The following is a 24,109-nucleotide window of genomic DNA, read 5'->3' as shown; positions in this document are numbered from 1 at the left end:
AAGGCTCACTAGTGCCGCGATCGACGCCCACGAAGCCGCCGTCGCCGCCTGGGCCAAAGGCCGGCGAGAACGGCGACCCGCCGGAACCGCCCGCCGTACCGACCGCGCAGTTCTGGCCCGGCGACCCTCTGTTCTGCGACCGCGACATCACCGCCACGCGCCGGTCCCTTCTCGCCCTGGACGAGCAGGCCGCCACGGCCGCCGCCCACTCCGACGGTCACCGCGGCGCCAGCGGAAGCCGCGACGACGCCAAGGTGTCCGACTCCAAGACCGCGCCGTCGGTGTCGCCGGTCGCCGTGCACTGGGGTGGAGCGAGCGGACCGTGCAACGCCACATCGCCAAGCTGATGTCGCGCCTCGGGGCGCAGACCCACTTCCAGATCGCCATGGAGGCGCCCCGGCGCGGGTGGATCTGACCGTCCCGGGCGAACCGGCTCTCTAGATGTGCCGCGTCACGCGTGGAGGGCCCCCGCCCGGGAGAACGCCTCCGCGATCTCGTCCCGGGACGCTCCCGCCGTCAGCAGGGCGGTGAGGAGCATCCGGGCCTTGTACGGGTGCAGGAATCCGGCGGAGATCAACCCGCGCCCGAGGAGGTCGCTCTCCGAGCCGGGATAGCCGTACGTGCCGGTGAGCACCGGCCCGGCTCCGGTGCGCGACGTGAGGACGACGGGGGCACGCTCGGCGAGCACGGTGAGGGCGTCCAGGTAGGCGACGGGCACGTGGCCGACGCCCATCGCGGCGACGACCATGCCGTCGCAGGCGTCCGCAAAGAGGCGCAGTGACGCGCCGTCGTCGCCGAACGTCGCGGTGACCAGGGCGACACGGGCGAACGCCGCCTCGGACGGCAGCCGTACGGTGACGCGGTCGCGCGGGCTGGAGACGAACTGCGGCCGCCCCTCGACCACGTGCCCGAGCGGCCCGCGGTCGGGGGAGGCGAACGTGGCCACACTCGTGCTGTGCGTCTTGTGCACGCGGGACGCGGCGTGGATCTCGTCGGCGGACACCACCAGGCAGCCGTGCCCGCGGGCGGCCGGATCGGCCGCGACCCTGATCGCGGCGAGGATGTTGGCGGGCCCGTCCGGCCCGGCGAGAGCCGGGTTGCGCATCGCGCCGGTGACGACGACAGGAGCGTCGCCGGTGTGGAGGAGGTCGAGGAGGTAGGCGGTCTCCTCGATCGTGTCGGTGCCCTGGGTGACGACCACGCCGTCCGCTCCGCCTTCAGCGATCGCGGCGGCCAGGTCGCGGATGTCGGCGAAGCTCAACGACGCGCCGGGAAGCCGCCGGAACTCTCTCGGCTCGATTTCGACGCCGAGCTCGGCGAGGCCGGGCACCGCCGCCAGGAGCTGGCGCCCGGTCAGTTTGGGCACGACCCCTCCGCCGTCTGTGCCGGGCGTCATGGCGATGGTGCCGCCCAGGGAGAAGACCTCGATCCGGATGGACACGTGCCCGCCTTTCGCCTCGTCGCTGTTTCCGCAGCCTAACGGCCGGCCCGAGACGATCTATTGACGGCGGCCGGCATCCGGCATACCGTGCGCGCACATACCGAACGGTCGGTCGAGGAGGGGCACCCTTATGAGCACCGTCGACACCGTTCGCGGCCCGGTCGCCACCGCTGAACTCGGCCGGACGTACATGCACGAGCACATCTTCATCCTCACCGCCGATGTCCAGCGCAACCATCCCGGCGAATGGGGCGAGGAGGACGCACGGACGGCCGACGCGGCGGCCAGGCTGCGCGCCCTGGCCGCGCAGGGCGTCACGACGATCGTCGACCCCACGGTGATCGGCCTCGGCAGGGACATTCCGCGAATCCAGCGGGTCGCCGAGGAAGTGCCGGAGCTCAACATCATCGTCGCGACCGGGCTCTACACCTACGACAGCGTGCCCTTCTTCTTCCGGCACCGAGGGCCGGCCCTCAACGAGGCGCTCGGCGCGGACGTCCCCGACCCGATGGTCGACATGTTCGTCGGCGACCTGACCGAGGGCGTCGCCGGCACCGGCGTGAAGGCGGGAATGCTCAAGTGCGCGATCGACCACGAGGGGCTGACGCCGGGCGTCGAGCGGGTCATGCGCGCCGTCGCCCGCGCCCACCACGAGACCGGCGCGCCGATCACCGTGCACACCCACCCCGGTTCCCGTACGGGAGAGGTGGTCAAGCGCGTGATGTGCGACGAGGAAGGCGTCGAGCCGTCCCGGATCGTCCTCGGGCACAGCGGCGACACCGCCGACTGCGACCACCTCACCGCACTCGCCGACGCCGGGTTCGTCCTCGGCATGGACCGGTTCGGGCTCAACCTCGAGACCACCTTCGAGGCGCGTGCCGACACCGTGATCGAGATGTGCCGCCGCGGCTACGCCGGTCACATGGTGCTGTCGCAGGACGCGTCCTGCTACATCGACTGGATCGATCCCGACGTGATGGTGTTCCTGCCGCAGTGGCACTACCTGCACCTCGGCGACGACGTGCTGCCCTACCTGAGCGAGCACGGCGTGAGCGCCGAACAGATCACGACGATGCTGGCCGACGTGCCGCGCCGGCTCTTCGAGGGGTCGTGAACGCCCGCCCGGCGACCGTCGCCCGCAACGGGCAGGCGTCGCCGGGCGGGCAACTGCGGGTCAGACGGTGATCGTCTTGTATTCGAGGTAGGTGCTCAGGCCGACCGAGCCGAACTCCCGTCCGATGCCGCTGGACTTGTAGCCCCCGAACGGCGCGTCGAACCCGGCGGGGGCGCCGTTGACCATGAAGGTGCCCGTGCGGATGCGGCGGGCGACCGCCAGCCCGTGATCGGGGTCGGCGGTCCAGACCCCGCCGCTCAGCCCGTACGGAGAGTCGTTGGCGATGCGCACGGCGTCGTTCTCGTCCTCGTAGGGGATGAGCACGAGAACGGGCCCGAAGATCTCCTCCCTGGCGATGCGCATGGAGTTGTCGACGTCGGCGAAGACGGTGGGGCGCACGTAGTTCCCGTCTTCGAGGCCGTCGGGGGCGCCGAGGCCGCCGGCGACCAGGCGGGCGCCCTCGTCGAGGCCGGACTGGATGTAGGACTGGACCCGCTGCTGCTGGACCTTGTTCACCAGCGGGCCGACGAAGTTGGCAGGGTCGGCGGGGTCGCCCACCGCGACCTGCTCGGCGGCGGACGCCGCGAGGGCGACGACCTCGTCGTAGCGGCTGCGGGGCACGAGCAGCCGGGTGTGGGCGGCGCAGGACTCGCCGTTGTTGACGAAGGCGAGGAAGGGGATGGCAGGGCCGACCTGAGCCAGGTCCGCGTCCTCGAGGATGATGGAGGCCGACTTCCCGCCGAGTTCGAGGCTGACGCGCTTGAGCTGCTCCCCGGCGATGGAGGCGATGCGGCGGCCCGCCGCCGTCGAGCCGGTGAAGGCGATCTTGTCGACGCCGGGGTGGGAGATCAGATACTCGCTGGTCTCCCGGTCGGCGGGAAGCACGCTGACCACGCCCTCCGGGAAGCCGGTCTGCTCGAAGATCTCGGCGAGGAGCAGGGCGTCGAGAGCGGTCTCCGGTGAGGCCTTCAAGATCACGGTGCATCCGGCGAGCAGGGCCGGGATCACCTTCACCAGAGCCGACTGGTGGGGCGCGTTCCAGGGGATGACGGCGGCCACCACCCCGACCGGTTCACGGCGCACGACGGCGGCGGCGCCGCCGGGGCTGACGACCTTGTCCTCCCACGCCAGCTCCCGTGCCGCGCGCAGGTAGGCGGCGGTCTGCTCGGCGAGCTGCTCCTGGAGCGACGCGGTGAACCAGATCGGCGTGCCGTTCTCCGCAGTGACGAGCTGGGCGATCTCCGTGGCCCGCGGAGTGTGGAGGGCGGTGAAGCGCTCGACGTACTCCTGGCGCTCCTCGGGCGTCAGGTGCGGCCACGGTCCTTCGTCGAAGGCCGTGCGCGCCGCCGCGACGGCACGGTCCACGTCCGAAGGGGTGGCCTGGGCGGCTCGGCCGACGAGCGACTGGTCGTGGGGGGAGCGGATCTCCAGCGACCCGCCGGCGACCGGGGCGACCCACGTGCCGCCGATGAGGAGCTTGTCGTAGTCAGGCATGGTTCTACTCGTTTCCCCGCCGGGCAACGCCGACGGAATTAGGCTAACTAGTTAGTTAAGCTAGCGCCATGTGGTGGTCGGCGTGCACTCGGGGGTGGCTCTGGAGGGAGGCGCCGACCGACATGGAGACAGCAGACCCTCAGGTCAGGTGCCTGAAACGACGCCGCCGAGCTCGGCTAAGGGGTCACGCGGAAAGGCGGGCGGCGGGAGGACGCGTCAGCCGCCCGACCGCGACGACCACGGCGTGCCGCCGGATGCTCACCGTCTCGGGGTCGTCGGTGGGGGAGCCCGCCTCCGGTGAGCCGTCGGTCCAGGTGGAGGCGAGGGTGAGGACCAGGGTGAGCAGGACGTGTGGCGGAAGGCCCGCGTCGACGATCCCTTCGGCCTGCGCCGCGGCCAGCGCCTGCAACTTGGCCTTGGTCGCCTCCCGGGCGGCGGGCAGCGGCTGCGCGCCCGGCTGCTCGAGGCCGCGCCAGCGGGTGAGGCGCATCAGGTCGGGGTGGGCCCGGTAGAAGTCGAAGAGCGCGCCGGCGTAACCCGGCAGGTCGCGGGGGTCGAACGGGGCCGCGTCGAGGAGTTCGGCGACGGCGGCGTCGTAGACCGTCTCGAACAGGCGCTCCTTGTTGCCGAAGTAGACGTAGAGCAGGTTCTTGTTGGCCGAGGCCAGGGCGGCGATCCGATCGACGCGCGCCCCGGCGATCCCGTGCGCGGCGAACTCCTGGGTCGCGGCGGACAGGACGCGGGCCTTGGTGTCATCGGATTTCTTCGGCACGCGCAGAGCTTATCTAACCGGATTTTCACCTCGTCGGTTGATCGGAGCCGCGCCCGCGGGACGGCATGGTGGTGAACCGGATGGTCAGCCCCCGCTCGTACGGCTCTCGCCGTACCAGGCCCTGTCTCGATCGATCGTTCTGACTAACCAGTTTGTCAAATGCCCGTCCGCCACCTGTGCGGACGGGCGCCGACAAGCGATCCGGCTGTCTAGAACCAGCCGCGGTGGCGGGCCATGGCGGCCAGGCCGTCGCGCAACGACTGCTCCACGGCTCCCGGGTGGTCGCCGTACCGGACCTGGAAGCGGTTGTAGACGTCGTGGCTGGAGGTGAGGAAGCCGCCCCTCGTGTCGGCCTCCAGGATCACGTCCATCGCGTGCGGCCCGGCGATGAGCGTCAGCTCGAGCTGGTTGAAGTGACGGCGCCATTCCGGGCCGGCGTGGTATTCGATCTCCTGGAAGAAGGGCATCGACGAGCCGCGCAGCGTGCCGCTCTCCAGGTCGGCCCGGCTGAAGTGGAAACCCATCCGGTCCAGCGCGGCGAGCAGATGTCCCTGCTCGGGCAGGGGTTCGACGAACAGCGGGTCGAGGTCGCCCTTGTCGAGCGCCCCGGCGAGCGCGAGCTCGGTCGCCACCCCGAGCCGCATCCCCCTAAGGGGGTGCCCTGCGATGGAGCTGAGCGGCGTCTCCCACGGCACGGGGATCGAGAACGGCAACGCCCGGGCCTCGCCGGCCTTCAGGTCGAACGGGCCGGAGACCTGGGACCTCAGGAAGGTGTATGTGGCGTGGTGCTCGTTGTCGCCGTACTCGACCTCCACGACGGCGTTGAAGTCGATGGTGATCGCGTCGACCTTGTGGTCGGAGGATCCTCCCTGGAACCGGACCTCTCCCTGAAGGACCCCGCCGGGCCGTACGTGCGGTGTGCTGAGCACCGTATCCACCTCGACACCCGCCCCGAACGCGGCCATCAACTTTCGGAACACCGATTCGCTCCTCTCGTGGCTTCTCGCCGCGCTCAACGGCCGGGGCCGCGATGAGGTTCCAGGGCCGGTCATCCGGCGGTCACGGTCTGCACGCGATGCTCCGTCGCCCATGTGTTCTACTGGCAGGGGGCGGGCGATGAGCGTTGGACGCGGAATCTCGATCACGACACGCGTCACCCTCTTCACGGGTGCCGTGGCGACCCTCCTCACCGTGCTGCTGGCCTTGGCGATCATGACCGCCATCGACCATTACGTCCTGGAGAACGCCAAAGAGGAGATCTCCGCCGCCGGGGGGCGCGTGGCCGCCGAGGTGGAGCAGGGCCGGGTGGAGTACCCCCTCGTCGGTCACCCGGGCCGCAACGTCCAGGTCGTCGACGCGCGGGGTCAGGTGGTCGCCTCGACCCCCGAGCTCCAGGGGAAGCCGCCCATGGCGGCGTTCGCGCCCAAGGGGAAGCACGTCACCTCCTCGGTCGTGTGCGGAGGGGACTTCCCCCGCAGATGCGAGATCGTGGTCGCGCAGCGGGCACAGCGCGGGAACGAGCAGTGGACCGTCTACGCCTCCTCACCGGCGATCCCCGTCTGGGTGGACCCGTGGGTGGCGGGGACCGTGGGCACGGGCGCGGCGCTCACCGCGATCATCATCACGTATCTCGGCCTTCGCACGGCCAAGGCGTCGCTGCGGCCGGTGACGGCCATCCGGGCCGAACTCGACGAGATCAACGAGGACTCCGCCGGCCGCCGGGTGCCCGTGCCACCCACCACCGACGAGATCCACGACCTGGCGGAAAGCGTCAACCACACGCTGGCCCGGCTGCACACCGCGCTGCTGCAACGGCAGGCGGCGCTGGACCGGCAGCGCCAGATCGTCGCCGACGTCTCCCACGACCTGCGCACCCCGATGACCGCCATGCGGGCGGAGGTGGAGGACGCCATGCTGGCGCCCCTGGAGACCAACGTGACGGAGCTGTGCACGGTCGTCCTGCCCCGCCTGAACCGCCTGGAGGCGATCGCGCGCGACCTGCTGACCGTGGCGGTGCTGGATTCGGGCATGCCGGGCGAGGAGGAGCTCGTCGACCTGTCCGAGCTCGTCGACTCGGAACTGTCCGCGCGCCCTCCGGCGAAGCGGGTCGACTCCGCGCTCGAACCCGGCGTGCACGTCCTCGCCGACCGGGCCCGGCTGACCCGTCTGGTGATCAACCTCGTCGACAACGCGGAACGGTACGCCGACACCGTGATCGGAGTCGTCGTGCGCCGGGAGCCGGACGGCCCGCACGCCGACCCTCCGTACGGCACCGCGGTGCTGGAGGTCGTCGACGACGGGCCGGGCGTCGACCCAGACAAGCGGGAGCTGGTGTTCCAGCGATTCGTCCGGTTGGATCCCGCGCGCACCGCCGTGGCGGGCGGGGCCGGGCTCGGGCTGGCGATCGCCCGGCAGATCGCCGAGGCGGAAGGGGGGACGCTCCGCATCGAGGACAGCTCCCGAGGTGCGCGCTTGGTCCTCCGCCTGCCGCTGGCCCGGGGTGAGTGAGCGGCAGGCCCGTGGTCGCCGCGATCAGCCGAAGGTTCGGGGCGTGACGGCCGGAACGGTGGTCCCGGTCATCCTCTGATCGAATCGATGCCGGACGTCACGGCGTGCCGGTCGGCGGCCGGGCGGCCGTTGTGCGCGGAGCGCCGTTCGAGCGCGGCGGACAGTACGGCTAGGCCGAGGGCGGCCGCCGCGAGGAGCGCGCCCACCCCGTTGGGCGAGGCATATCCGAGACCGGCGGCGATGACGAGGCCGCCCAGCCAGGCCGACAGGGCGTTGCCGAGGTTGAAGGCGCCGATGTTGACCGCTGAGGCCAGGGTGGGTGCGCCTTTCGCGTGGTCCAGGACGCGCTTCTGCAGCGGGGGAACGGTCGCGAAACCGAGGCAGCCGATCAGCGTGATCGTCACCGCCGACGCGATCTTGTCGTGCGACGTCAGAAGGAAGAGCGCGAGGACGGTGGCGAGGCCGCCGAGCGAGACGTACAGCATGGGCATGAGCGAGCGGTCGGCGAATCTGCCGCCGACCAGGTTGCCGGCGACCATGCCGACGCCGAACAGGACCAGGAGCCAGGTGACGGCGCCGCTGCCGAAGCCGGCGACGTGGGTCATCATCGGCGCGATGTAGGTGACGGCGGCGAACACCCCGCCGAAGCCGAGCACGGTCATCGCCATCGCCAGCAGCACCTGGGCGTTGCGGAACGCGGACAGCTCGTTCCGCAGGCGCACGCCTTCCTGCCGTGGCATCGCCGGGACGAGCACGGCGACGCCGATCAGGCCGACGACGCCCAGCGCGGCGACGACGGCGAAGGTGACGCGCCATCCGGCGGTCTGCCCGATCAGCGTGCCGAGGGGCACCCCGACGACGTTCGCCACGGTCAGGCCCGTGAACATCATGGAGATCGCCCTGGCCTGCTTGCCGGGGGAGACCAGGGAGGAGGCGACGACCGAGCCGATGCCGAAGAACGCGCCGTGCGCGAGCGAGGCGACGATGCGGCCGGTCAGCATCACCCAGAAGGAGGGGGCGACGGCGGACAGGAGGTTGCCCGCGATGAACAGACCCATCAGCAACATCAGCATCTGCTTGCGGGGAACCTTGGTGCCCAGGACCGTCATCACCGGGGCGCCGACGAGCACTCCCAGGGCGTAGCCGGTCACCAGGAGCCCGGCCGTGGGGATGGACACGGCGAAGTCGCCGGCCACCTCGGGCAGCACGCCCATGATCACGAACTCTGTAGTCCCGATTCCGAAGGCTCCGATCGCGAGAGCCAGAAGCGCGAGCGGCACGAAATCCCCCCGATGGTTGCGCAGTAGCAAGCGCCGACAATAGTTGCACACGCCTTATATATGCAAGCGCGTGATATTGCTCCCGTGGCCTATTCTGGTGGCAGCCGCCACCCGGCACGGAGGACGACCGCCATGACAACCACGGATCCCGCGCTCACCGCTCTCGCACAGGGGTGGTACGCGCTCTCGCTGCTCTACGGGCGCATCGAGACCCACATCGAGCGCGCTCTGCAGGCCGGGCACGACCTGAGCGTGCGGGAGTACTCGCTGCTGAACACCCTCAGCCGCCAGCACGACGGAGAAGGCGGCCACCTCCAGATGAAGCAGGTCGCCGACGCCGTGGTGCTGAGCCAGAGCGCCACCACCCGCCTGGTCACCCGGCTGGAGGACCGCGGGCTGCTGTCCCGCTACCTCTGTCCGACGGACCGCCGCGGCATCTACACCGACGTCACCGAGACCGGCTGGCGACTCCTGGACGAGGCGCGGCCCACGCACGACGCCGCGCTGCGCGAGGCGCTCGACGAGGCGGCGAAGGATCCCGAACTCGCGCCGCTCGTCGCGGCGGTCGGCTCGCTGCACGTGACCGCCTGACATCTCGGAGCCGCCTGACATCCCGGAGCCGGGGCGGAACCGGCCGAAAGTACGGCGTCCACCGGCGCGAGCCGTACTTCGGGCCGATGCAGGCGCCGGGCAGGGGCCCGAAGGATGAGGCCCATGCCACGTGAAGACCTTTCCCCGGCGCCGGGCACCGCGCGCCTGACCGACGACCACCTGACTGACGACCACCTGACTGACAACCACGGTGGCCGCCGGGCTCCGTCCCCGCCCGGCCGCCCCCGCATCGCGGCGCTCGACGTCGTGCGGGGGTTCGCGCTGTGCGGCATCCTGATCGCCAACGTCCGGCCCATCGCCAACGTGGACCCCTCCGCCGTGGTCGGCTCGCCGGTAGGCGCGGACAGGTACGGTTGGACGGGGCTGTTCGTCGACCAGCGCTTCTACCCGATCTTCTCCCTGCTCTTCGGCGTCGGCTTCTCGCTCCTCCTGGACTCCGCCGCCGGTCGGGTCACCCGCCCCCGCCTGATCCTGCTGCGCCGCCTGGCCGTACTGCTCGGATTGGGCCTCGTGCACCTGCTGCTCCTCTGGCAGGGTGACATCCTGACCGTCTACGCCGCCGCCGGCCTGGTGGTGCTGCTGCCCTCGACCTGGCTGCCGCGGTGGGCCGTGGCCGCTCTCGCCGCCGCGCTGATCGCCATCGCGCTGCTCATCGCCGGCGGCCCGTACGCGATCGTTCCCGGGCTGTTCCTGCTGGGCTCGGCGCTGACCCGTTACGGAGTGATCGGCCGGATCGAGCGTTCCACGCGGGTGCCCGTCGCGCTGTGCCTCCTCTTCGCGGCGGGGGCGGTACCCGCGGTGTGGTGGCAGGTGACCGTGCCGCTCGAGACGCGCGCCTTCAGCCAGGCGATGGCGGTCGCGGGGCTGCTGGTCGCGGGAGCGTACGTGTGCGGCCTGCTGGCGCTGCTCAGGACTCCGCTGCGACCGGCGCTGCGGGCCGTCTTCGCGCCGCTGGGGCGCATGGCGCTCACCAACTACCTGTCCCAGACGCTTCTGGTCCTGGTCGCGGCACGCGTGCTCGACGTGCCGCTCGCCCGATCCGACGGCGCGATGTTCCTGACGATCGGCGCCGTCCTCGCCGTGCAGTGGCTGCTGTCGACCCTCTGGATGCGCCGTCACCGCTACGGGCCGCTGGAATGGCTCTGGCGCTGGGCCACCTGGGCCCGCCGCCCCGCCCTGCGCCGTGCGCCCTGATCACGGTCCGAACCGCTCGCGCCCGCCGGGACGACCGCCGGGCGCGGGATTCAGAAGATCGCTCTATATCTGACCATGAGCCGATAAAGCCGGTCGCCGTCGGCGAGACATGGATAGTCTTTCCCGGGCTCCGCGCCCGTTTGCTGGGACGGGCCACCGTAGCAGCAGAATTGTCGCGAAATTCGTGGGAAGGACCGGCGATTGTCCAGCTCGCGCCTGATCGACCCGGAGCAGCCTGAGCGAATCGGGGCGTACAGTCTCGCCGGTGTGCTGGGGGAGGGCGGACAGGGCACGGTCTACCGGGCGGAGTCTCCTTCGGGCGCCCAGGTGGTCATCAAAGTGCTGCACGCCCGGATGGCCGACGACGACGATGAACGGCGGCGTTTCGCTCGTGAAATGGACATCGCCGGTCAGGTGGCGACATTCTGCACCGCTTCGGTCATCGAAATGGGAGTATTCCGGCGGCGTCCCTACATCGTCAGCGAATACATCCCGGGGCCCTCACTGCACGAGCTGATCCACCGTGAGGGGCCGCGGACCGGCAGCGGCCTGGAACGCCTGGCCGTCGCCACGCTGACCGCCCTGGGGGCGATCCACCGGGCGGGCATCGTCCACCGCGACTTCAAGCCCGCCAACGTCATCATGGGGCCGGAGGGCCCCGTGGTCATCGACTTCGGCATCGCCCGGCTGCTCGACCAGGCCACCACCCGCTCCGGAATCGTCGGCACCCCGGCCTACATGGCGCCCGAGCAGCTGGACGGGCGCACCGCCGGCCCCGCCTCCGACGTGTTCAGCTGGGCGATCACCATGGTGTTCGCCGCCACCGGCCGCCGCGCCTTCCCCGGGGACACGGCCCCTGCCGTGATCAACGCGATCGTGAACGGCGAGCCCGACCTGGACGGCGTTCCCGACCCGCTGCGGCCGCTGGTGCTCTCGTGTCTGGCCAAGGATCCCGGCGACCGCCCCACGACGCAGGAACTGCTGGCCAGGCTCACGACCAGATCTCCGTCGACGGCGCCGCCGCCAGCTCGTTCTCCTGCGCCGGTCCCGCCCGCCGCTCCCGCGCCCACCCGCCCGCTGGAAGCCGACGGTGCGGGAGGCGAGGAGACCGGGCTCTACCTGCGCGGCTATCTGCGCACGCACCCCCCGCTCGCCCCGGGGCAGGCCGCCGTGTTCGCCGCCGACCTGGCCGAGCAGCTCGCCGCCCTGCATGCCGCCGGAAGGGCGCACGGGCCCCTCGACACTGCGGTGCGGGTCGAGAACTCCGGCGGCCGCGACCGTCCCGTGGTGGTCGCGTCGGCGGCCGTGCCGTACGGGGAGGCGCCCGCCGTGCCGCAAGAGGAGGCGGACGACGTGCAGGCCGTCGGCACGGTGCTGGCCGGTCTCCTCGGCGCGCGGCCGGAGGGAGCGGCGCTCTCGCGGCCCGGCCAGACGCCCGGCGACCTGTGGTCGCTGGTGACCGCATCCCTGGACCCGGACCCCGCCGTACGGCCGGCCCTCGCGGACCTGGCGCTCCGCCTCCGCGATGCGGGGGAGGAGCCGCGCATCACGCAGACGCGGCCCGCCCCGACGCAGACCGCCACCCTCGTGTCCGAGCCGACGGCCCCGCGATCGCGTGGGCGAGGCAGGAAGGCGGCCGTCGCCGGCGTGGCCGGGGCGGTGCTGGTCGGCGGCGGCATCGTGTTCGCCGTCGCCGGGCCGCCCGACGAGGGCAACACGGCCGTCCACACGCTCGCCGCCACGCCCGCCGCGACGCCCCCGGCCGTGGCGGGCGCCCCGGTCACGCCCGGGCCGACCTCGCGGCGCACGCCGCCGCCGTCCGCCTCGCCCGTGAAATCGTCGCCCGCGAAGACCGGGCCCGCGAAGACCGGGACGAGGCGTCCTTCACCCGGCGTGCCGTCCTCGCCGCCTCAACAGGGGGCGCCGAGCAAGGCCCCCGAGCCGCCGCCCACCGGCGGATCGTCCATGGACACCGCCACCAACTACGCGTGGGCGCGCGGGTCGGTGTCCTGGAACGGCACGACCGCCAGCGCGAACGGCAGACTGCAGGACACCCGGCAGTACGAGTCGCACTCCTGGTTGCGGATCGCCTACCGGCTCAACGTGGGCGGAGTGTGGAAGCTTCGTTACGTCCAGCCCGATCCGTACGTCGAGGTCGCGAACGGGCAGTACAAGGACTTCACGTTCAGGGTTTCCGGACCGGTGAAGGACGTGCAGTGGGACGTCTGCTCCAGCCGCCTCGACAAGACGTTCTGCACCGGATGGAAGTAGCCGGCCCGCCCCTGAGCGCGGGGCGGGCCGGCCGGCGCGTCTCTACGGAGCGGTCTTGTCGGGACGCTCGCTGACGCGGATGGCGTTGACGATGGGCTCGCCGGTCCGCGCGGCGAACTTCACGTCGAGGCGGCCGTCGGTGACCTTCACCGTGTACTGGCGGCTGACCGCGGTGTCCTTCCCGGCCTCCCGGGCGAGGTCGAGCGCATGGACGGCGGGCTGCCCCTCCACGAGGACGTCGAACACGCGCTTGCCCGGCCGCTTGTCGCGGGTCTCGGCGAAGCCGAGCTCGACGGTGTAGACGCCGTCGGGCACATCGTCGAACCGGTACTCCCGCACGCCCTCGCGGGCGCTGCGGTAGAGCGCCTGCTCGGAGGTGCCGTCGATCGCCGTGTGGGAGACGCTCGCCTTGGTGTCGTCGCCCACGTAGCCGTAACCGCCTGGGGTGTACCTCCGGTCGGCCGCCCAGGTGTCCCCGGCGGAGTCGACCACCGGCGTGCCGCCGCCCGCCTCGACGGCGGCCTGGTACTTCGGCACCACGACAGACACGACGATCGGGAACGCGGGGGTGCGCCCGCTCGCCGAATGCACGACCAGCACGCCGGTGCGCACGGTGCCGGGCTGCACGCCCGCGCTGGACGCGGTGATCCGCAGGGTCGCCGAATGCCCGGCCTTCACCGTCCCGCTCGCGGGGGCCACGCTCAGCCAGCTCTGGGCCGGGTCGGCCTCGACGGAGTACGCGGCGTCGGCCCCCAGGTTGGAGAGCGTCACGGTCGCCTTCCTCGTGGAGGAGGCCGGCATCACCAGGGTGACCTGGCCGGTCGAGGCCGTGATCCTGCCCGTGGTCAGGGCCGCGTCGAGCCCGTTCCGCCGACCGGCTGTGACGGTGACCTGCTTGGTGAGGCTGCCGTAGTTCTCTGCCGAGATCTCCACCGGGTAGTCGCCGGCGGGCACCTGCCCGAGGAAGGTGCCGTCGACTCCGGTGGTGTAGGCGGCCACGTCGCCCACCTTCACCGTCGCGCCCGCCACGGGCAGGCCGTCGTTGGCATCCGTTACGGCGCCGGTCACCAATCCGCGGCCGCGGGCGGCGAAGTCCAGGCTCTGCCCGTCGGTGATGGCGGGATTGGGGTCGGTGTTGGCGGAGTACTCAAGCGCGTCCGTGCCGTCCGCGTTCTCGATGCCGATCGTGGCCAGCGTGCCCGCCTCGTGGGTGGTGTCGATCCCGCGGTAGCGGTACCCGATGGAGCCGTCCTCGCCGAGCAGCGCCTCGAAGGAGAAGTGCTCGTCGGTGTTGTAGAACTGCACGTTCCGCCATTCGACGACGAAGGTGCGGTTCGGCGCCGTGCCGATGGTGGCGGTGTAGAGCCCGCTCTCGTCCCATAGCGCCAGGTCGTCCCAGTACGGGTAGATGGCGGCGTTCGGATCGCCGGCGGAGGGCAGCGAGCCGTTGCTCGCGATGGAGTAGGTGTTGGCGCCGAAGGTCAGGAACCCGTTGGTCCCGACCGCGCCCCGGGTGTAGGTCCTGCCGTAGAACGGGAACGCGAACGGCAGCGTGATCATCTGGCTCTCGTCGTCGCCGTACAGCGACTGCTTCGTGGTGCCCTCGACGTACGGCTCGGTCCCGCTCTTGCAGGTGTAGCCGAAGGAGTCGATGTGGGCGGCCAATTCGATGTCCTTGGCCAGGTCGCCGGTCACCGTGACGGGCACGGTGGTGTTCTCCGCGCACCGCGAGCCCGCGGTGACGTTCAGGTCGTAGACCTTGTGCGGCAGGGTGAGCTCGTAGTGGCCGTGGGCGTCGGTGACAGAGCTGGCCGGTGTTCCGGCCGCGCTCACCGTGGCGCCGACCTCGGGCAGGCCGGCGCTGGTGACCGTTCCGGACACGGTGCTCAGGGCCTGCGCCGTCAGCGACGCGTCCTGGGAGACCGTGTGGTCGGTCGTGATCGTGACGGCCGCGGTCGCGTCGTCGTACTGGAACTTCGTGAAGGTGACCTGGTAGTCGCCGCTCAGAAGGCGGGGCAGGGTGTAGGACCCGTCCTGTCCCGTGGCGACCGTACGGTTGACCGGTCCCGAGACGGTGACGGTCACGCCGGCCAGCGGGGCGCCGCCCGAGGTGACCGTGCCGGTCAGCGTTCCCAGCTCCCCGGCCGGGGTCGCCTTGACCGCGGCGTAGGCGTCGAGCATGCCCTCGCCCCAGGTGTAATTGTCCTCCGCGGTGCCGCCACAACTCGTGTCGTCGACGTCGACGGCGGTCCCATCGAGCAGCGCTCGCGTGTTCTCGACGTCGTTCTTCAGGCTGGGCGACATCGACCACATCAGCGCGACCGTGGCGGCGACGTGCGGGCTGGCCATCGACGTTCCCGAGTCGAGGCGGTAGCCGCCGTCGTTCCAGGACGAGCGGATGTCGACGCCGGGAGCGGTGATGTTCGGCTTGATCTCGCCGTTCTCGCCCACCCCGCGCGAGGAGAAGTACGCGATGCGGCCGCCGGAGTCGAACGCTCCGGTGCTGTAGGCGGCGACGTCGCCTCCGGGGTTGCCGGTGGTGTCACAGCCGGGGCCGCTGTTGCCGTTGGAGAAGGCGGGGAAGATGCCGGCGGCGACCCAGGCGCGGATCATGTCGTCGTACCAGAGGTTGAGCCCGTCGCCGCCCCACGAGTTGTTGATGACGTCGGGAGCGAGGTCGGGCCGAGGGTTCTGGCCGTTCAGGTCGGTGGGCGCGAGCATCCACTGGCCGGCGGCGAGCAGTGCGTAGTCCGGGCACCCGCCGACGGTGTAGCACGCCTTCGCGGCGATCCACTTGGCTCCGGGGGCGACGCCGATGCCGTTGGCCCCATCGCCGCCGACCATGGTGCCCATGGTGTGGGTGCCGTGGCCGCGGTCGTCGCAGGGGGCGTCGGTCGGGCACGCGCCGGCCGGGTCGAACCAGTTGTAGTTGTGGTCGACCGTGCCGTCGGGCTTCGTGCCACGGTAATGGGAGATCAGCGCCGGGTGGTCCCACTGCACGCCGGTGTCGATGTTGGCGACGACGATGCCCTCGCCGTGGTCGCCGAGTTCGTCCCACACCTTGGGGGCGTTGATGCTGTCGAGGTTCCACTCGACGGAGGCCGTCGGCGCGGCGGCCTTCTTGGCCGGCTGCGGGTCGGGCAACGGGATGACCCGGGACGGCTCGATCGCCGTCACCTCGGGGAGCTCGGCGATCTCGGCCGCCAGTTCCGCGTTGCCGGTCACCTTGACGGTGTTGACGATCCAGAACGGGGTGAAGTCGGCGTGCGCGGAGGTGAGGAGCTTGCGCAGGTTCGCCTGGGACGACGCGGCGGTCTGCGTCTTCATCCGGTAGACCTGCGTGGCCTTGCCCGTCTTGGTCTTCGCCGCCATGGCCGGGCGAAGGTCGGCGGAATCCTTCAGGCGCACCCAGAAGGTGGCTTTGCCGTCGGCGGACAGGTCGGTCTGCACCACTCGGTCGATCTTGTCGGATCGCGGTGCGGGGGGCGTGGCGCCGTACGCCACGTTCGGAGGGAGCAGGACGGCCAGTGCTGCGGCAGCGGCCAGCATTGCTCGCCAGGGGAGGGATCTGGACACACGATCTCCTTCGCGGGCAGGGGGCACCCGCGGGGCAAAGGGGGCAAAGAGGGATCTTTGTGAACCCAGGGAGGATCGTGAGTGAATCTTGTGATTCTTTGCAACAGTCGGTCAAATCGCGCAAAGAAGATTTAACGTCCGCTCGCGCCGGGTGAGGGCGCAGGGAGGGGCTCGGCGCGGTTCAGGAGGCCGCGACCTGCGATGCAGGGCGCGGCCCGCGGCCATGCCGGGGCGGCCCCCCCAGGGCTGGCGCAACCCCGCCAACGACCGAACACGACACGACGCGGCGCCGTTGAGCCCGTCAGCGGGCGGATGTGGTGGCGCGCACCCACGGCAACGCCAGACGCTCCACCAGGACCAGGGCGAAATAGAGGACGATGCTCATCGCCCCGACCAGGATGATCGCCGCCCACGCGGTGGGGCTGTCGGCCACCCCGCTGTACTGCACGATCTGGTAGCCCAGGCCGCCCTCACCGGCCTGGAACTCACCGATCACCGCGCCGATCGCGGCCAGCGGCATGGCCACCTTGAGACCGACGAAGATCTGCGGCAGCGCGGCCGCCCTGCCCAGGCCGGTGCAGGTGCCGGGACCGCCGATCATCGTCGGCGGGCGCGGGCCGAAACGTACGCCCGAGCTGGCCGCGCGGTACGCCGACGAGTTCAACATGCCGTTCAAGAGCGTGGCGGAGACCGCCGAGGCGTACGAGCGGGTGCGCGAGGCCGGCGAACGCACCGGCCGGGCCGAGGCCGGTCGGGCCCCCCTGCACGCGCCGAGCGCGCTGCCCCCGGAGGACCCGGTGATCGGCTCACCGGCGAAGCTCGTCGAGCGGATTCACGAGTTCGCCGCGATCGGCGCCTCGCGGGTGCACCTGCGGCTGATCGACATGAACGACCCCGACCACCTGGAGCTGATGGCCGCCGAGGTCCTGCCGTACGTATAGGAGCGCGGCGCGCTGTGGCCGGGGAGTGGGCGGGACGGCTGACCGCCGTCTCCGGCGGCCCGGAGATGCTCTTACGGCCGGACGGTCATGTGGCCTGGGGCGTCGACGGAGCGCCTGATCGTGACGAGGTCGGGGCCGCGCTCACCGCATGTCCCGGGTCCCCGGGCGCTCGGCTCATGAGGTGGTCTTCCATAGGGAAGGGCGATGGGGCACGGGCCGGCCCGGTGATCCCACCAGGCCGGCAGCCCGTGTCTCAGCGCCCGTGTTTCAGTGGCCGTGTTTCAGTGAGCGTGGCCGTGCTGGCCGTTGTCGTGGTGATCGTTGTGGTTGCTGCCGTGATTGTTGTTGTGGTTCTGGTGGCCGCTGCCGTTGTGGGAGTGGTCGTAGAACGGCCACTTGGTCAGGTCGTGGTTCCGGGCGTACGCGGCCGACACCGACTTCCACTTGCCCCCGCTCCACCGGTAGAAGTGGTGGCCGTCGTACCGGTAACGGTCTCCGTGGCCGACGGTGTACCAGTCGCCATGGCCGTTGTAGCGGTACCACCAGCGCGTGCCGTCCCACCTCTGGGTGGAGGTGTTGTGCCGTACGGTCTGGTAGCTCGTCGTGACGGTGGCGGTATGCGCGGCGGCCGGAACGGTGGACGCCGACGCCGCGCCCCCCGCGGCGAAGACGACGCCACCCGCGACGGCGAGGGTGGCGGCGGTGGTTGCCAGGCGGCGGATGATGGTGCTCATTTTCGGTCTTACCCCCTGATGTGCACGCGGACCTCGTTGTCCCCGTGCCTCGTGTTACGTGGGGGTTAACCGCGCAGGGAGCGGCTTAGTTCCCAAACATCCCATGATGTGATGATCATCACGAATGGGACGTTTTTACCGTTTTGGGGGAATTGCAGATGGCGGAGCGGGATCGGCGTCGTTCGCGCGACTACGGGACCGATCGCGCGGGCTATGATCCGGCAGCATTCCCATGGGGTCTTCTCGGAAGTCGGGGGAACAGTGCAGATCGCCGAGCGCTACCAGCTCCTTCAGCCGATCACGCGCGGAGGCATGGGGCAGCTGTGGGAGGGCTCCGACATCCGCCTGAACCGGCGAGTCGTTGTCAAACGGATCCGGCGCGATCGCCTCTCGGAGGATACGGTCCGAAGGTTCCGGCGCGAGGCAAGGATCATGGCGCTGCTCCGGCACCCCGGCGTGGCCACGGTGTACGACTTCGGGGAGGACGCCGAGGGGCTGTTCCTTGTGATGGAGTACGTCGACGGCCTGTCCGTTGCGCATGTGCTCGACGCTCACCGGCCGCTGCCGGTCTCCTGGGCGGCGGCGATCGGCGCGCAACTGTGCGCGGTGCTGGCGGTCACGCACGCCCAGCAACTCATCCACCGTGACCTCAAGCCGGGCAACCTCATGCTCTGCCCGGACGGAAGCGTCGTCGTGCTTGATTTCGGGCTGTCCACGGTGCTGAACTCGCCTGATTTCTCCAAGATCACGCACTCGATGGACCGGCTCGGCACAGATCGCTACATGGCCCCGGAAACGGTCACCGATGGCGTGGCCGATGCGCTGACCGACTTGTACGCGGTGGGCTGCCTTCTCTACGAGATGACGATCGGACGAAGGGTGTTCGAGGCCGCCACGATCGCGGTCGAAGTCAACGGGCACCTCTACGACGAGCCGGTCAGTCCGGCCGACATCGACGCGGCCGTGCCCGACGCGCTCGACCATCTGATTCTGGAACTCCTGGAGAAGGACCCCGCCAAGCGTCCCCAGACCGCCGAGGACGTATTTCACCGGCTCCTACCGTTCGCTCGTCGCCTTCCTCCGCTCCCCGGAGTGATCGACCACGCTGTCGCTCCGACGCACCTCTACGCTGCGGCGCTCGCACGCACCCGTGGGCTGTGACATCCGTTCAGTGGGTGAGGAGCAGCATGAGGTCGGCGGCTGTCGGTCGTTTGGCGGGGTCCTTCTCGAAGCAGGCAGCGAGGGGAGCTCTCAGGGACGCCGGCACGGCCATGAGGTCTGGCTGAGAAGACACGATCTTGTTCACTATCTGCGGCAGCATGGAGCCGTCGAACGCGAGCCGGCCGGTGGCGCCGAAGAAGATGCTCGACGCCCAGCTGAAAATGTCCGACGCAGGACCGACAGGAGCGTCCAGGAACTGCTCCGGCGACATGTACGGCGGTGTGCCTCGAAGGCCCCCGGTCGTCAGCGTCATATGGTCGAGCGCTCGTGCGATTCCGAAGTCGATCACCCGTGGGCCGTCCGCGCCGATCAGAATGTTGGCGGGCTTGAAATCACGGTGCACGACGCCGGCGGCGTGGATGCCTTTGAGCGCCGCCGCCGTTGCGATGGCCAGTCGCGTGAGAGCGTCCTCGTCGAGCGGGCGTCCGTCGGTCACGAGTCGTTCGAGTGAGGGGCCGGGGACGTACTCGCTGACGATGTAGGCCTGGTTGCCGAGCACGCCTGCGTCGAGGATCCGGGCGGTCGAATAGCCGGGCACCCTCCTGGCGTTCGACACCTCCTGCAGGAAGCGGCGCTGCGCACCGTCACCGCCGGCGACGACGTCACGCAGCATCTTCACGGCCACCGAGCGTCCGTCTGGACCCTGGCCGAGATAGACGACTCCCTGGCCGCCCTCGCCGAGCTTGCGGATCAGCACGTACTGACCGAACGATCCGAGGTTGGACGGTTGCGGCGGCCCGGGATTCCGCGCAGGCGGAGGAGGGGGCGGTGATGGTGCTGGTTGTGGCACGGTCGCCGGTGCGGGTGGGGGTTGCCATGCGGCCTGACCGGCATAGGGCGTGGCCCACGCCGGCTGGAACACCGATGACCTGAGCAACAGGGCGTGGATCGTTCCTCCCAGCATCAGCACGATGATCCAGATCGCAGCGGCCGCCGTCACGGCCGGCGGATCGGGCGTAGCGGGGTTCTGATCGTCCAGGTGACCGATCACGGCCACGCAGCAGATCAGCGTCGCGCCGTAACCGGCCGCCGCGTAACCGAGGTTACGGCTCCTCAGCCGCACGGCGGCGTGGCCGATGATGAACGGCGTCGCGAAGCCCCCGCAACAGAAGAGTGACGAGAGCGACCAGACGATGCTGAGCGGCAGGCGGAAGACGGAGGGCCTGTCGATGATCCGAGGTGGTGGCGGCGTCGCTGGAGGCACAGCGCGAATGATACGGATCATGCCAGAAAAGGGGTTGTATCTGGTCAAAGTAGAAGCGGACGCACGAGTACGCACTGTGTCACGGTGTGCAGTTGTAGCCGGCCGAGAATCCGGGTCAGGCGCCGGCGAGCTCCAGGAGGATGTGCAGGTCGCGGGCGGCCTCGGCCGTGGAGCAGACGGCGGTGAGCAGCACGGCCGCGGTGATGAGCGCGGGAACGGCGCGGCCTCCCGTAGGGGGAGCGAGGAGGGCGGCGACGCGACGAGGCACCGGGCCGGGTCCGCGCGGGGCGCGGCGGCGCACGGACAGGCCGGATATGGCCAGATGGACGGCGTTGCGCCGGGCGGCCAGGGCGGCCTTGCCGACGGTGCGCGCCACCCGGCCGCGGTCGCCGGTCGCGCTCGCGGCCCGCTCGTCGGCCCAGCGCTCGATGGTGTAGGCGACGGCCTGGGCGAGAGGCCGCAGCAGTGGGTTGGCCGCGGCGGCGACCTGGGCGAGGGCCAGGAAGAGATGGTGGTGATGCTCCAGGTGGGCGCGCTCATGGGCGAGCAGGACGTCTCGCTCGGTTTCGTCCAGGACGTCGAGCATGCCGGTCGAGACGATGACCCGCCCGGGCCGTCCCGGCAGGTGGGGCAGGGCGAAGGCCTCGGGGGCGGGGTCGTCGACCACGATGAGGCCGTCGGAGGAGGGCGGGTGCCCGGCGTCCATGGTGTTCGCGGCCAGCGCGCGCACGCGGCGCCACAACAGCAGGGCGGCGGCCAGTGTGGCGGCGACGAGCAGCACCCCGGCGACGACAGCGACTGACAGCTCGGCGGGGTCGTCACGCTGGGCGATCTGCAGCGACCAGTGCCCGAGCGCGGCCAGGGGTGGGAAGCGGATCAGCCCGGTGGCGGCCAGCAGGGCCAGTGATGTGGTGCCGGCCGCGGCCAGCACCACGGCCGAGGCGGTGAGCAGCCAGGTGGCGGCGCGGGGTTCGCAGCGTGCGGTCAGGATCCGTGCGCTGGGAGCCGCGAGCGCGGAAAGGAGCAAGGGGAGATAGACGGCGACGTGCATCCGGCTTCGGTCCTCACCCGCGGCTGGGATCGGGGCCGAGCAACTGCCGCAGCAGCTCCTCGTCGGCGTCCGACAACCCGTCGACGAACCGCATGAGCACGGCCTCGCGATCGGGCCGCTCGTCCAGGACGCCCTGCATGCGGCGGGCGGCCAGCCCGGGTTCGTCGGCGACGGGGGTGTAGGCGTAGGCGCGGCCGCGCTGGGAGCGGGTGAGCAGCTTCTTGGCGTGCATGCGGCTGAGGATCGTCACCACGCTGCTGTAGGTCAGCTCGTCTCCGAGCTGCTCGACGACCTCTCCAGGGGTCAGCGCCCGTCCCGCCTCCTGCAGCGTCGCGAGGATTTCCGCTTCCCGCTCTCCGTTTGCCCGACGTCTGCCGGATCCGGGTCCTCGGGTGTCCGAGTCCATGACTTGCCGTACCTCCGTTCCAGCTTCTACAGTCGTGTAGAAGTTCTACAGCGTTGTAAAAGCTGCTTACCCGAGTCTGCCATGTGCTCGAGGCCGGCGGCAGTCCAGGCGGGAAAGGATTACCAGTGCCCGTGGCCGCTTCATCCTCGACGCGTGTTCCGTGACGCCACGATGAGAGTCGTCTTCGTCATCCACAACGTCTACGGGATCGGCGGCACCATCCGTACGACGCTCAACCTCGCCGGCGCGCTCGCCGAGAGCCATCAGGTGACCATCGTCTCCGTGTTGCGTCACCGCGAATCTCCGAGATTCCCGATCGATCCGCGGATCACCGTGGTCCCCCTGGTGGACGTCCGCCCCGGCTCGGCGGACGACGCCGACCCGTCGCTGCACGCGCCCGCCGAGGTCTTTCCGCGATCGGAGAGCCGGTATCGGCAGTACAGCCTCCTCACCGACCGAAAGGTGGCGGGCTACTTACGCGAATGCCGCGCGGACGTGATCATCGGGACCCGGCCGGGCATCAACGTCTACATCGCCCGCTTCGCTCCGAAGCGCGCCGTGCGCATCGCCCAGGAACACCTCACGCACGACACCCACAGCAAGCGCCTGCGGACCGAACTGGCCCGCCACTACCGGACGCTGGACGCCGTCGTCACCACCACGGAGGCGGACGCCGCCGTCTACCGCGCCAGGATGCGGCTTCCCGGCGTACGCGTCCTCGCAGTGCCTAACAGCGTGCCCGAGCCCGCCGTACCCCCCTCGGACGGCTCGGCCAAGGTGATCGCCGCGGCCGGGCGACTGGTCCGCGGTAAGCGGTTCGACCTCCTGATCGAGGCGTTCGCGCAGGTCGCCGAGGCATATCCCGACTGGCGTCTGCGGATCTACGGCGGCGGCGCCGATCATGACCGGTTGCAGGCGCTGATCGAGAGCAGAGGGCTGACGGCACAGGCGACGCTGATGGGCGTCCGGTCGCCGATCGAGGCCGAGTTCGCCAAGGCGTCGATCGTGGCGGTCACCTCCGACGCGGAGTCCTTCGGCATGACCATCGTCGAGGCCATGCGCTGCGGCGTCCCCGTCGTCAGCACCGACTGCCCGCTCGGCCCGGCGGAGATCATCCAGGATGGCGTCGACGGCTACCGGGTGCCCGTCGGCGACCGTGACGCGGTGTCCTGCGCGTTGCTCGGGCTGATCGCCAACGAGTCCGCCCGCCGCCGCATGGGCGAAGCCGCCCTGGCCAAGGGCCGCCGCTATGCTCCCGCGCGCATCGCGCGCATATATGAGGAGTTCTTCGCCGAACTCGACGCCTCCCGCCGTTCCCGCGCGCGGCAGCGGTGGCAGGCCGTGTGGGAGAGCGCGCTGCGCCGCCTCGCCCGCGGATTCCGCAGACGTCTACGGCTCGTGTGATCATCCAGTCGATTACTCCAAGAAACGGAACACATGGACGCGATCAGTGTCGGTCAGGCCGCCCTGCTCGGAGTGGTGGAGGGGCTGACCGAGTTCCTCCCGGTCTCCTCCACCGGGCACCTCAAGATCGTCGAGGGGCTGATGGGCATCCCCGTCGCCGATGACGCCGTGGTCGGATTCACGGCCGTCATCCAGGTCGGCGCGATCGCCGCAGTGCTGTTGTATTTCTTCTCCGACATCGTCAGGTTCGCCTCCGCCTGGACACGCGGCGTCCTGCGGCCCGCTGAGCGGAACAACCACGACTACGCCTTCGCATGGTGGGTCATCTGGGCCACCGTCCCGATCGTCGCCGTCGGGCTGCTCGCCAAGCCGCTCATCGAAGGCCCGCTGGCCTCCCTGTGGGTGGTCGGCGGCTCCCTCATCGCCGGCAGCGTCGTGATGTGGCTGGCCGACCGGATGGGCCGGCACAAGTACGGCGAGGGCGACGTCACCTTCGCCGACGCCATGATCGTCGGTTGTGCCCAGATCCTCGCCCTGCTCCTGCCCGGCTTCTCCCGCTCCGGAGCGACGATCTCCGCCGCGTTGTTCCGCGACCTGGATCGTGTCGCCGCCACCCGGCTGTCGTTCTTCCTGGGGCTTCCCGCCCTGACCGGCGCAGGGATCTACGAGTTGAAGGACGCGCTCGGCGCCGGAGTGGGCGCCGTGCCGCTGGTCGTCGGCACGGCGGTGTCGTTCGTGGTGGCCTACGCCTCGATCGCCTGGATGCTGAAGTTCGTCGCCAGGCACTCCCTCAACGCCTTCGTGATCTACCGGATCGTCGTCGGCGTCGCGTTGTTCGGCCTGCTCGGCACGGGTGCCCTCAATGCCTGAGCTCTCCGGGCAGTAC

General features: G+C 70.6%; 21 protein-coding genes. 10 read left to right on the top strand and 11 right to left on the bottom strand.

The features are described from left to right. Nucleotides 1–11: 11 nt before the first annotated feature. Nucleotides 12–347, top strand: coding sequence for a hypothetical protein (locus Pth03_RS21080; RefSeq protein WP_203946055.1), 336 nt, complete (start codon nt 12–14; stop codon nt 345–347). A gap of 104 nt (nt 348–451) precedes the next feature. On the opposite strand, the gene Pth03_RS21075 is transcribed toward Pth03_RS21080, so the two are convergent. Beyond that, nucleotides 452–1,441 carry an asparaginase gene (locus Pth03_RS21075; protein WP_239119232.1) on the bottom strand — a complete coding sequence of 330 codons (990 nt, stop codon included), beginning with the start codon at nt 1,439–1,441 and terminating at the stop codon, nt 452–454. Between the two features lie 130 nt (nt 1,442–1,571). Between Pth03_RS21075 and Pth03_RS21070 the strand changes: the two genes are divergently transcribed. Next, the gene (locus tag Pth03_RS21070) at nt 1,572–2,555 is read left to right on the top strand and encodes a phosphotriesterase family protein (RefSeq protein ID WP_203946054.1); all 984 of its coding nucleotides are present in this window, start codon (nt 1,572–1,574) and stop codon (nt 2,553–2,555) included. Nucleotides 2,556–2,615: 60 nt separating this feature from the next. Here Pth03_RS21070 and Pth03_RS21065 read toward each other — a convergent pair whose 3' ends face one another. From Pth03_RS21065 to Pth03_RS21055, 3 genes are all read right to left on the bottom strand, one after another. Then, the gene (locus Pth03_RS21065; RefSeq protein WP_203946053.1) at nt 2,616–4,049 is read right to left on the bottom strand and encodes an aldehyde dehydrogenase; all 1,434 of its coding nucleotides are present in this window, start codon (nt 4,047–4,049) and stop codon (nt 2,616–2,618) included. A gap of 184 nt (nt 4,050–4,233) precedes the next feature. After that, a complete protein-coding gene (locus tag Pth03_RS21060; protein ID WP_203946052.1) occupies nt 4,234–4,821 on the bottom strand; it encodes a TetR/AcrR family transcriptional regulator in 588 nt (195 codons plus the stop codon). Nucleotides 4,822–5,030: 209 nt separating this feature from the next. Beyond that, nucleotides 5,031–5,801: a sporulation protein gene (locus tag Pth03_RS21055; RefSeq protein ID WP_239119231.1), complete on the bottom strand. Its 771-nt coding sequence runs from the start codon at nt 5,799–5,801 to the stop codon at nt 5,031–5,033. A 136-nt stretch (nt 5,802–5,937) separates the two neighbouring features. Between Pth03_RS21055 and Pth03_RS21050 the strand changes: the two genes are divergently transcribed. Continuing rightward, nucleotides 5,938–7,329, top strand: coding sequence for a sensor histidine kinase (locus Pth03_RS21050; protein WP_203946050.1), 1,392 nt, complete (start codon nt 5,938–5,940; stop codon nt 7,327–7,329). A gap of 68 nt (nt 7,330–7,397) precedes the next feature. On the opposite strand, the gene Pth03_RS21045 is transcribed toward Pth03_RS21050, so the two are convergent. Further along, entirely contained in the window at nt 7,398–8,609 is a 1,212-nt protein-coding gene (locus tag Pth03_RS21045) for an MFS transporter (RefSeq protein WP_203946049.1), read from the bottom strand. A 132-nt stretch (nt 8,610–8,741) separates the two neighbouring features. Between Pth03_RS21045 and Pth03_RS21040 the strand changes: the two genes are divergently transcribed. From Pth03_RS21040 to Pth03_RS21030, 3 genes are all read left to right on the top strand, one after another. Then, nucleotides 8,742–9,200, top strand: a complete 459-nt coding sequence (locus Pth03_RS21040) for a MarR family winged helix-turn-helix transcriptional regulator (RefSeq protein WP_203946048.1) — start codon at nt 8,742–8,744, stop codon at nt 9,198–9,200. A 123-nt stretch (nt 9,201–9,323) separates the two neighbouring features. Then, complete coding sequence (locus tag Pth03_RS21035) at nt 9,324–10,415, top strand: DUF418 domain-containing protein (protein ID WP_203946047.1); 1,092 nt, start codon at nt 9,324–9,326, stop codon at nt 10,413–10,415. Nucleotides 10,416–10,616: 201 nt separating this feature from the next. After that, the gene (locus Pth03_RS21030) at nt 10,617–12,686 is read left to right on the top strand and encodes a serine/threonine protein kinase (protein ID WP_203946046.1); all 2,070 of its coding nucleotides are present in this window, start codon (nt 10,617–10,619) and stop codon (nt 12,684–12,686) included. A gap of 42 nt (nt 12,687–12,728) precedes the next feature. Here Pth03_RS21030 and Pth03_RS21025 read toward each other — a convergent pair whose 3' ends face one another. Further along, nucleotides 12,729–16,262: a S8 family serine peptidase gene (locus Pth03_RS21025; protein WP_239119230.1), complete on the bottom strand. Its 3,534-nt coding sequence runs from the start codon at nt 16,260–16,262 to the stop codon at nt 12,729–12,731. A gap of 301 nt (nt 16,263–16,563) precedes the next feature. After that, nucleotides 16,564–16,929 (bottom strand): ABC transporter permease, encoded by a 366-nt coding sequence (locus tag Pth03_RS21020; RefSeq protein WP_203946186.1) that lies wholly within the window; start codon nt 16,927–16,929, stop codon nt 16,564–16,566. On the opposite strand from Pth03_RS21020, the gene Pth03_RS21015 reads away from it, so the two are divergent. Continuing rightward, on the top strand, nt 16,928–17,203 hold the full coding sequence (locus Pth03_RS21015) for a hypothetical protein (protein ID WP_239119229.1): 276 nt from the start codon (nt 16,928–16,930) through the stop codon (nt 17,201–17,203). The genes Pth03_RS21020 and Pth03_RS21015 overlap by 2 nt on opposite strands. Nucleotides 17,204–17,484: 281 nt before the next feature. Here the strand turns inward: Pth03_RS21015 and Pth03_RS21010 are convergent, their stop codons facing one another. Then, complete coding sequence (locus Pth03_RS21010; protein WP_203946044.1) at nt 17,485–17,937, bottom strand: hypothetical protein; 453 nt, start codon at nt 17,935–17,937, stop codon at nt 17,485–17,487. 111 nt (nt 17,938–18,048) lie between these two features. On the opposite strand from Pth03_RS21010, the gene Pth03_RS21005 reads away from it, so the two are divergent. After that, on the top strand, nt 18,049–19,098 hold the full coding sequence (locus Pth03_RS21005) for a serine/threonine-protein kinase (protein ID WP_203946043.1): 1,050 nt from the start codon (nt 18,049–18,051) through the stop codon (nt 19,096–19,098). 7 nt (nt 19,099–19,105) lie between these two features. Here Pth03_RS21005 and Pth03_RS21000 read toward each other — a convergent pair whose 3' ends face one another. The 3 genes from Pth03_RS21000 to Pth03_RS20990 form a co-directional block, all read right to left on the bottom strand. Continuing rightward, nucleotides 19,106–20,362 (bottom strand): serine/threonine-protein kinase, encoded by a 1,257-nt coding sequence (locus Pth03_RS21000; RefSeq protein ID WP_203946042.1) that lies wholly within the window; start codon nt 20,360–20,362, stop codon nt 19,106–19,108. 115 nt (nt 20,363–20,477) lie between these two features. Further along, on the bottom strand, nt 20,478–21,413 hold the full coding sequence (locus tag Pth03_RS20995; protein WP_203946041.1) for a M48 family metalloprotease: 936 nt from the start codon (nt 21,411–21,413) through the stop codon (nt 20,478–20,480). A gap of 13 nt (nt 21,414–21,426) precedes the next feature. Then, a complete protein-coding gene (locus Pth03_RS20990; RefSeq protein WP_203946040.1) occupies nt 21,427–21,819 on the bottom strand; it encodes a BlaI/MecI/CopY family transcriptional regulator in 393 nt (130 codons plus the stop codon). 153 nt (nt 21,820–21,972) lie between these two features. Here Pth03_RS20990 and Pth03_RS20985 point away from each other — a divergent pair, with 153 nt between their 5' ends. Next, nucleotides 21,973–23,223, top strand: coding sequence for a glycosyltransferase family 4 protein (locus Pth03_RS20985; RefSeq protein WP_203946039.1), 1,251 nt, complete (start codon nt 21,973–21,975; stop codon nt 23,221–23,223). Nucleotides 23,224–23,256: 33 nt separating this feature from the next. Beyond that, the gene (locus tag Pth03_RS20980; protein WP_203946038.1) at nt 23,257–24,093 is read left to right on the top strand and encodes an undecaprenyl-diphosphate phosphatase; all 837 of its coding nucleotides are present in this window, start codon (nt 23,257–23,259) and stop codon (nt 24,091–24,093) included. Nucleotides 24,094–24,109 lie beyond the last annotated feature (16 nt).

The organism is Planotetraspora thailandica, from assembly GCF_016863335.1.
Taxonomy (GTDB): domain Bacteria; phylum Actinomycetota; class Actinomycetes; order Streptosporangiales; family Streptosporangiaceae; genus Planotetraspora; species Planotetraspora thailandica.
This window is presented reverse-complemented; position numbering and strand designations above follow the sequence as displayed.

Coding starts and splice junctions, on each gene's coding strand:
- Pth03_RS21070 (WP_203946054.1), top strand. CDS start 1,572: ATGAGCACCGTCGACACCGTTCGCGGCCCGGTCGCCACCGCTGAACTC.
- Pth03_RS21035 (WP_203946047.1), top strand. CDS start 9,324: ATGCCACGTGAAGACCTTTCCCCGGCGCCGGGCACCGCGCGCCTGACC.
- Pth03_RS21005 (WP_203946043.1), top strand. CDS start 18,049: ATGATCATCACGAATGGGACGTTTTTACCGTTTTGGGGGAATTGCAGA.
- Pth03_RS21015 (WP_239119229.1), top strand. CDS start 16,928: ATGCCGTTCAAGAGCGTGGCGGAGACCGCCGAGGCGTACGAGCGGGTG.
- Pth03_RS20990 (WP_203946040.1), bottom strand. CDS start 21,819: ATGGACTCGGACACCCGAGGACCCGGATCCGGCAGACGTCGGGCAAAC.
- Pth03_RS21010 (WP_203946044.1), bottom strand. CDS start 17,937: ATGAGCACCATCATCCGCCGCCTGGCAACCACCGCCGCCACCCTCGCC.
- Pth03_RS20980 (WP_203946038.1), top strand. CDS start 23,257: ATGGACGCGATCAGTGTCGGTCAGGCCGCCCTGCTCGGAGTGGTGGAG.
- Pth03_RS20995 (WP_203946041.1), bottom strand. CDS start 21,413: ATGCACGTCGCCGTCTATCTCCCCTTGCTCCTTTCCGCGCTCGCGGCT.
- Pth03_RS21020 (WP_203946186.1), bottom strand. CDS start 16,929: ATGTTGAACTCGTCGGCGTACCGCGCGGCCAGCTCGGGCGTACGTTTC.
- Pth03_RS21050 (WP_203946050.1), top strand. CDS start 5,938: ATGAGCGTTGGACGCGGAATCTCGATCACGACACGCGTCACCCTCTTC.
- Pth03_RS21065 (WP_203946053.1), bottom strand. CDS start 4,049: ATGCCTGACTACGACAAGCTCCTCATCGGCGGCACGTGGGTCGCCCCG.
- Pth03_RS21040 (WP_203946048.1), top strand. CDS start 8,742: ATGACAACCACGGATCCCGCGCTCACCGCTCTCGCACAGGGGTGGTAC.